The 6,548-nt window shown below is 34.7% G+C and carries 8 protein-coding genes; 5 read left to right on the top strand and 3 right to left on the bottom strand.

What is annotated here, in order from left to right; all coding sequences use genetic code 11:
- Positions 1 to 455 precede the first annotated feature (455 nt).
- Positions 456 to 980 (top strand): DUF2179 domain-containing protein, encoded by a 525-nt coding sequence (locus FDO66_RS20620; protein ID WP_141434531.1) that lies wholly within the window; start codon positions 456 to 458, stop codon positions 978 to 980.
- Positions 981 to 1,080: 100 nt separating this feature from the next.
- A complete protein-coding gene (locus FDO66_RS20615) occupies positions 1,081 to 1,320 on the top strand; it encodes a helix-hairpin-helix domain-containing protein (RefSeq protein WP_395939827.1) in 240 nt (79 codons plus the stop codon).
- 14 nt (positions 1,321 to 1,334) lie between these two features.
- Here the strand turns inward: FDO66_RS20615 and FDO66_RS20610 are convergent, their stop codons facing one another.
- Positions 1,335 to 1,670: a cytoplasmic protein gene (locus FDO66_RS20610; protein WP_141434529.1), complete on the bottom strand. Its 336-nt coding sequence runs from the start codon at positions 1,668 to 1,670 to the stop codon at positions 1,335 to 1,337.
- Positions 1,671 to 1,869: 199 nt separating this feature from the next.
- Here FDO66_RS20610 and FDO66_RS20605 point away from each other — a divergent pair, with 199 nt between their 5' ends.
- The 3 genes from FDO66_RS20605 to FDO66_RS20595 all read left to right on the top strand — a co-directional run bounded on the left by FDO66_RS20605 (position 1,870) and on the right by FDO66_RS20595 (position 4,286).
- Positions 1,870 to 2,529: a type 1 glutamine amidotransferase domain-containing protein gene (locus FDO66_RS20605; protein WP_141434528.1), complete on the top strand. Its 660-nt coding sequence runs from the start codon at positions 1,870 to 1,872 to the stop codon at positions 2,527 to 2,529.
- 211 nt (positions 2,530 to 2,740) lie between these two features.
- Positions 2,741 to 3,484, top strand: coding sequence for an SDR family oxidoreductase (locus tag FDO66_RS20600; RefSeq protein ID WP_141434532.1), 744 nt, complete (start codon positions 2,741 to 2,743; stop codon positions 3,482 to 3,484).
- A gap of 586 nt (positions 3,485 to 4,070) precedes the next feature.
- The gene (locus FDO66_RS20595) at positions 4,071 to 4,286 is read left to right on the top strand and encodes a hypothetical protein (RefSeq protein WP_141434527.1); all 216 of its coding nucleotides are present in this window, start codon (positions 4,071 to 4,073) and stop codon (positions 4,284 to 4,286) included.
- A gap of 145 nt (positions 4,287 to 4,431) precedes the next feature.
- Here FDO66_RS20595 and FDO66_RS20590 read toward each other — a convergent pair whose 3' ends face one another.
- Together FDO66_RS20590 and FDO66_RS20585 are read right to left on the bottom strand one after the other, a co-directional pair.
- Entirely contained in the window at positions 4,432 to 4,575 is a 144-nt protein-coding gene (locus FDO66_RS20590) for an FbpB family small basic protein (RefSeq protein ID WP_141434526.1), read from the bottom strand.
- Between the two features lie 394 nt (positions 4,576 to 4,969).
- Complete coding sequence (locus FDO66_RS20585; RefSeq protein WP_258535818.1) at positions 4,970 to 6,085, bottom strand: DNA-3-methyladenine glycosylase 2; 1,116 nt, start codon at positions 6,083 to 6,085, stop codon at positions 4,970 to 4,972.
- Positions 6,086 to 6,548: the final 463 nt, after the last annotated feature.

Below are 6,548 nucleotides of genomic sequence, written 5' to 3'. Positions count from 1 at the left end.
CGTAAGGCTCCTGACTGAGCTATACACCTAGCCGATGATTTGCTACCGATTTCTGTTTTTTAACAGAGAACGGACTGCGAGGAGGTAACGGTAACACCAACAGCACTGACCGTTCTATACGCAGTGAAATCTGTTGGAATCCCCCATCCTCAAAAATTCGTGAGAATTTTAGGTGGGGGAGGATGTCAATTACTTTCGAAAGAATGATATCAGAAATATTATTCATTGTTTTTTTCGCAGATTCCTCGTGATTTTGTATAAAAAATTCAATAAAATGATTGATAAAAATTTTTCCCCTTGTGATGAATGAATTCTTTTTAAGAATCATGTCTCTCAGGGGGTTTTTCACTGCTCTCATATCAGAAAAAAAATGATATTATTAAGGAGTTTATAAAGGAAAAACAAATCAAGTAATTTCTTAAAATCAAATAAAAGCAAATTATTGAGGTGGAGCGATGTCATCTATTCTTTTTGTCATCATAGTGTTTAATATCATTTATGTTTCCTTATTTACATTAAGAGTAATCCTTGTGATTAAAGGCTACAAAGTATTGGCTTCTTTGTTATCCATGGCTGAAGTGTTTATATATTTAATGGGATTGAAGATTGTCCTTGATAATCTCGACGAGCCTTTAAATATTGCCGCATACTGTATTGGCTGGGGGATTGGGGTATTTTTAGGCGGTAAAATTGAATCTCGTTTGGCTCTGGGATATATCGTGATGGAAGTGGTTGTTGAATCGGCAGAAGTTCATTTGCCTGGAAACATTCGTGAAAAAGGCTATGGTGTTACGTCCTGGTTAGCAGACGGGAAAAATGGGAAAAGATTAGTAATGAAGGTTCTTGCTAAGAGAAGTGATGAGCTGAAACTGAAAGACCTAATTTTATCCATTTCACCAGGAGCTTTCCTGATTTCATATGAACCTACTCACTTCAATGGAGGATTTTTAATTAAAAGACTGAACAGCTTCCGAACCTAATATAAGGAAGCTGAAATAAGAAGGGCATTCTTTGTGTCAGTTTTATAGTTGAAGAATTGGAGAAATAAAATCCAAGGGCATTAATCGAATTCCAAGACCTGTGAAAGGAGCAATCATTATGACAAAAAATGATCCTACCAAGGAAAGCGATCTTCCAACTAATTTAGCTAAGCCGGCAAAACGGGCACTTGAAGGGGCTGGAATTATACAACTAGAGCAGTTCACCAAGATTAGCGAGAAAGAGGTATTGAAGCTGCATGGGATGGGACCAAAAGCGATGGATCAAATCCATCAAGCTTTAGCAGCCAAGGGTTTATCGTTCAACAATGGTTCATCATAAGAAAAAAAGCTGACTCAATAGCTCTTATTGATGTCTATTTGGGTCAGCTTTCTATCGACTAATTCAAAGGAAATATCATTCTTTTCCTTATCGAATCGTACAAATAGGTTTTTATCTTGAAATATAACTTCATCAACTACCTCTATATAAAAGAGTATACCCTCTTTCATAATATGTGGACCGAGAAGGTTAGGAGAATCTATCAAAAACTTTAAAGAGAACCCAGGATGAAACGGGCGATTCATTGCTTCTTCCTCGTAGCCAATTAAAAAGCGAACGGCTTCACCTTCATTTACTTCTAGTCCTTCTTTAAACCACTTGAAAGCTTTCTCATCAATACTTATATTCAAACTGAATTCCCTCCTTACCACTATTATTCAACAAGTGTAGTGCAAGGGCTAGTACGAACTTGAAAGTACCTGCTTAAGATTGAGTCATTCTTTTATTTACTATAAATATTTTTATAGTTAATCTATATTTTTGTAATTTGTTTTATAGTTATTCAGGATTTAAAATAAGACTTGTAATCATATTAAGGAGGTATTTAAAGTGGGGAAAAAAGTATTAATGGTTGTAACAAACCATAAAGAAATGGCTGAAGGAAAAACGACTGGGATTTGGTTATCGGAGTTCGCAGAAGCATATATAGAGTTTACGAATAAAGGGTTCGAAGTAACAGTTGCAAGTCCTCTTGGAGGAGTTGGACCGGTCGATCCTGGTAGTGTAGACGAAAACACACCACAAGAAATTTTAGATGCAAAAAAATATTTAGAAAATACGCTTAAGCTTGATGAAGTTGCTTCTGAGGATTATGATGCTATTTTCTTGCCAGGTGGTCATGGTACGATGTTCGACCTTCCAAAAAGCGAAAAGCTTCAAGAATTACTGCGTGACTTTTATGAAGGAGATAAAATTGTTGCTGCTGTTTGCCACGGCCCGGCTGGTTTAGTTGGTGCGACTTTATCAAATGGTCAACCTCTAGTGGCTGGAAAACGTGTGAATGCTTTTACTGACACAGAAGAGGCGCAAACAACATTGGAACCATATCTACCATTCTTACTAGAAAGCAAACTACGCGAGCTTGGTGCTATTTTCGTTGCCGCTCCAAATTGGAACACACATTTTGAAGTAGATGGAAACCTTATTACAGGACAAAATCCTCAATCTACTTTAGCTGTCACAAAAGCTGTTATTGAAAAACTTGCATAAAAATACTCAAGCTGATATCTTTCGTGATATCAGCTATTTTATTTTTATAAACATAATAGCAAACAAATGACAAAATAAATTATTTGTCATTTGTTTGCTATTATGTTATTTTCTTTTTAGTAAGAGATTCAGATGCAGTTAAGACATGGTACCAATTGTAGGCAGTAAAACAGGAATTAGAAATAACATTCAAAGAAAGAAGGAAACGAAAATGAGTATTGATTTAATGGGAAAAGTTGCGATTATTACAGGTTCTTCAAGAGGGATTGGAAAAGCGATCGCTTTGCAATTGGCTCATTTAGGTGCAAAAGTGGTCGTGAACTATTCCAGCAGTCCAGATAAAGCGGAAGAGGTTGTAAAAAAAATCCATGATATAGGTGGAGAAGCAGTTGCTGTAAAAGCAAATATGGGTAATACCAAAGAGATCGAAAACTTGTTTACAGAAACACTCAATGCGTTTGGAAGAATTGATATTCTAGTAAATAACGCAGGATTAATGAAAAATCGATTATTGCAGGATGTAACAGAAGAGGATTTTGATAAAGCGTTTTCCGTTAATGTAAAAGGGACATTCTTTGCTTGTCAGCAAGCAATAAAATATATGGAAGATGAAGGTCGTATTGTAAATTTCTCCACCTCTGTAAATGGACAGATGTTCCCAGCTTACAGCGTGTATGCAGGCACAAAAGGAGCAGTAGAGCAATTTACAAGACAATTAGCGAAGGAATTTGGTCCGAAAAAGATTACGATTAATGCGATTGCTCCTGGACCTGTTAATACAGAACTCTTCAAGGTTGGCAAAACAGAAGAGCAAATTGAGGGCATGAAAAAAATGAACGCCTTTCAACGAATTGGAGAGCCAGAAGATATCGCCAGCGTAATCGAATTACTTGTAAGCAAACAATCTCAGTGGATTACCGGTCAAACGATTCGTGTAAATGGAGGATTTATTTAAATAAAAGGCTCAAAGTTTGTTGCTTTTGACATAAAAAACATTGGGAGAAACGTTTCGGAGCAGCCTGCATACACGTAGACTCCTGTGGGAATGCGAGAAAGGCGAGACCCCGCAGGAGAGTATGCGACGAGGAGGCTTGACGCTCGCCCACGGAAAGCGAAGTGTATGCAGGCTGCGCGTTTAAAAGCAACAATCTATACGAAAACAGCCAAATAAAAAGAATGGTAAAGCTGTTGATGCTTATCGACAGCTTTATTTTTAATACAGAACTCTTCATAAATAGAATGTCGTATAAACCTCCTAATTTTTTGAGTGAAAATTGTTAAATGTATATAAATTTAGATAATAATATATTGCAAGAGATAAGCCCTAGATATATAATTACTAGTGGATAAAAAAGGAAAAGCTGACTTGACTACAAGAAGCGCTAAAAAGAATCCTTCAGTATGATAAAAATTGAATTGCATGATTCGGTATTCCGTATTTCTGCAAAACTCAATTATTAAATACTGGTGAGGAACTTTTTATGCGCTTTTTTTTGTTTCCTTTTTACTCAAAATAATTCTACAAATTGGAGGAACTTAAAATGGAAAAAATGTGTATGAACATGATGATGATGAATTGTATGGAAAGAATGATGTGCGAAATGAATGGCATGAAAATGATGATGGACATGATGTGCAACATGGAGATGGACATGAACATGGATCAAATGATGTCTAAAATGCAAGAGTGCGATGAAATGATGACATCTATGATGAATATGATGGCTAACATGAAGAGCATGCAAGAAAAATGCTAGTACACAGGGAGCACCTTATCTAAAATAAGGTGCTTCTTTTCCGTTTTAGCAGATTGCTTTTAAAGTAACGATCATGAGCCTTCTGAAGCTGAATATTCCTGATTAATCACCAAACTTTTCGATCAATATGTAGAACTCTCAATACTTATGCCTTCAAAGCACTTTTTGAAAGATTAAGGGTATGTTTTTTATCAATTTTGATATCAATGATTTCTAATTTCTCCTTATCTCTTAAAATTTCCGTTTTATTTTGCAGTATTAGATCTTTAAAAACTAATTTTCTTTTCATCTTTTTTTATCTCCTTTAATTCCATACTTATCGTACAAAAAAGAGGTTTCTTTACTTCATGAAATCATGAAATAAAGAAACCTCCGGTTGTGCGGTCGGTTAAACTAATAACTTTTTTATACTAGAATGTGTTTAATTATATTATAATTATTCCGATCGGTCAAGTGTGTTTTAGAGAGATATCACTTTCTCAATATTTGATTTTTGTAACGCTGATTCAAGTAAAAGAAGAGATAAACAATAACATCAACTATTTTTTAACTCTACAATATTTTATTGCAATACTAAGTGGTTCACTGATGCACTAATTAATTGCCTCAACTATATTAGACTAAAAATATTTTTCTAAAAGGAGAGGAGAGTTCAATCCTTTTAGTAGGCTGACCGGTTACTCTTAATACAGAACTCTCCATAAATAGAATGTCGCATAAGCTTCCCAATTTTCCCACGGAATAGCAATGGTTCTGATTTCTTCTTTGGTAGGTTTTCGATCCATATGAGCTAATGATTTAATAGCATTAATGAGACCAACATCTTCGATAGGAAACGCCGATGGAAAGCGCAAGCAGCGCATAAGAACGTAGTTAGCGGTCCAAGGACCAATCCCTCTTATTTTTATTAAGCTCTTTTCTATCTCATTAAAATGATTTAGCTTCATTAATTTCGCTTTCGATAACTCACCACTTGCCATTAATTGTGCAATTCCAATGATATATTCACTCTTTTTCATAGTCATTTTTATATCTGAGAGATCATCTGGAGTTAATGAAGCGATTTTTTTATATGAAGGAAAAATCCAATATTTCTTACAATCCCACTCTATAAAATCTCCAAATTTTTCTACAAATTGTTTTTTCAAAATATAAGCAAATCTTAAATTTATTTGCTGACCTAAGATTCCCCAACATAATGCTTCGAATAAATCAGGTATACCAATAATACGCAAGCCATAAAAATCTTGAACTGGCTTCATAAGGAAAGGATCGGTTTTTGCTAAATCGTAAAAGGTGCTTAAATGGGTGTCGAGATCAAACCACTCGCGAATATATCTTACAATTTCAGCACGTTGATAGCGTTCCTTCGGTCTTGTATCACCTAAAAAATTTACTCGTAATTGATTATTTTCTGTTGCCATTATTTGAACAATGGATCGATGTTCATCAAATGCAAGTGCTCTTGTAATCGTTCCATCATTTATCTCAAACAAACATTCATTTTTATCACGAAGCATGTAGTTGAGATTCGCTTCCATATTAAACTCTACAGGTAAGTTAATGAAAATATCTTGTTCAGCTTCTTCCCAAGAGCCTATAGGAGTAATGGAACAGCAGTTTTTACAAGGGCTATACGCTGTGTTTTCTGCTTCTTGCCTTGTTTCAAAACAGATCAAGTCTTTAGTATCTCTTTGATAAATACACCAAGGGAAGCAATAGATGCCTGTCTCTTTATTACCAATAAAATAGGATACATCCCATAAACTATTAATATCGTCATCCGTCTTAAGATTCACCTTAAAACCTCCTTTTAAGAAAGGGCAATCCCTTATTTTTAGTTTTAACATAAATATTTAGGTTAATGATTTTGTTATCTTGCTTTTCTATTCGTAAAATCGTACGAATACTAAATAGTCAGGTTATACTTTTTTTAGGAGATGATTTCATGACAAATGAAAAGAGCAATATACCTGAACATAAACCAGTAGAATTTTTCAAAAATAAACACATAGTGAGGATTTCGGATGAAGAGTGGTCAGCTATTTATCCACAATGACGCAGCATATGATCATAAATTTTATCATTTTTATGCGAGAAGACTTCTTCCTCAAAATGCGTTAGCATTTAGGTGGGTGATGAATCGCCCTTTTTTGTGTTTTAAAAAGGTAAATCTATTGAAACGTATGTTCCTATTTTGGTAAAATATTCTTATAAAAACAAGGAGGTGAAATGAAAAATGCCAACCATTACAATAAAGTT

The sequence above is a fragment of the Bacillus sp. 03113 genome, from assembly GCF_006546985.1.
Taxonomy (GTDB): domain Bacteria; phylum Bacillota; class Bacilli; order Bacillales; family Cytobacillaceae; genus VATK01.
The sequence above is the reverse complement of the archived record's forward strand: the minus strand, read 5'-3'. Positions and strand labels throughout refer to the sequence as shown.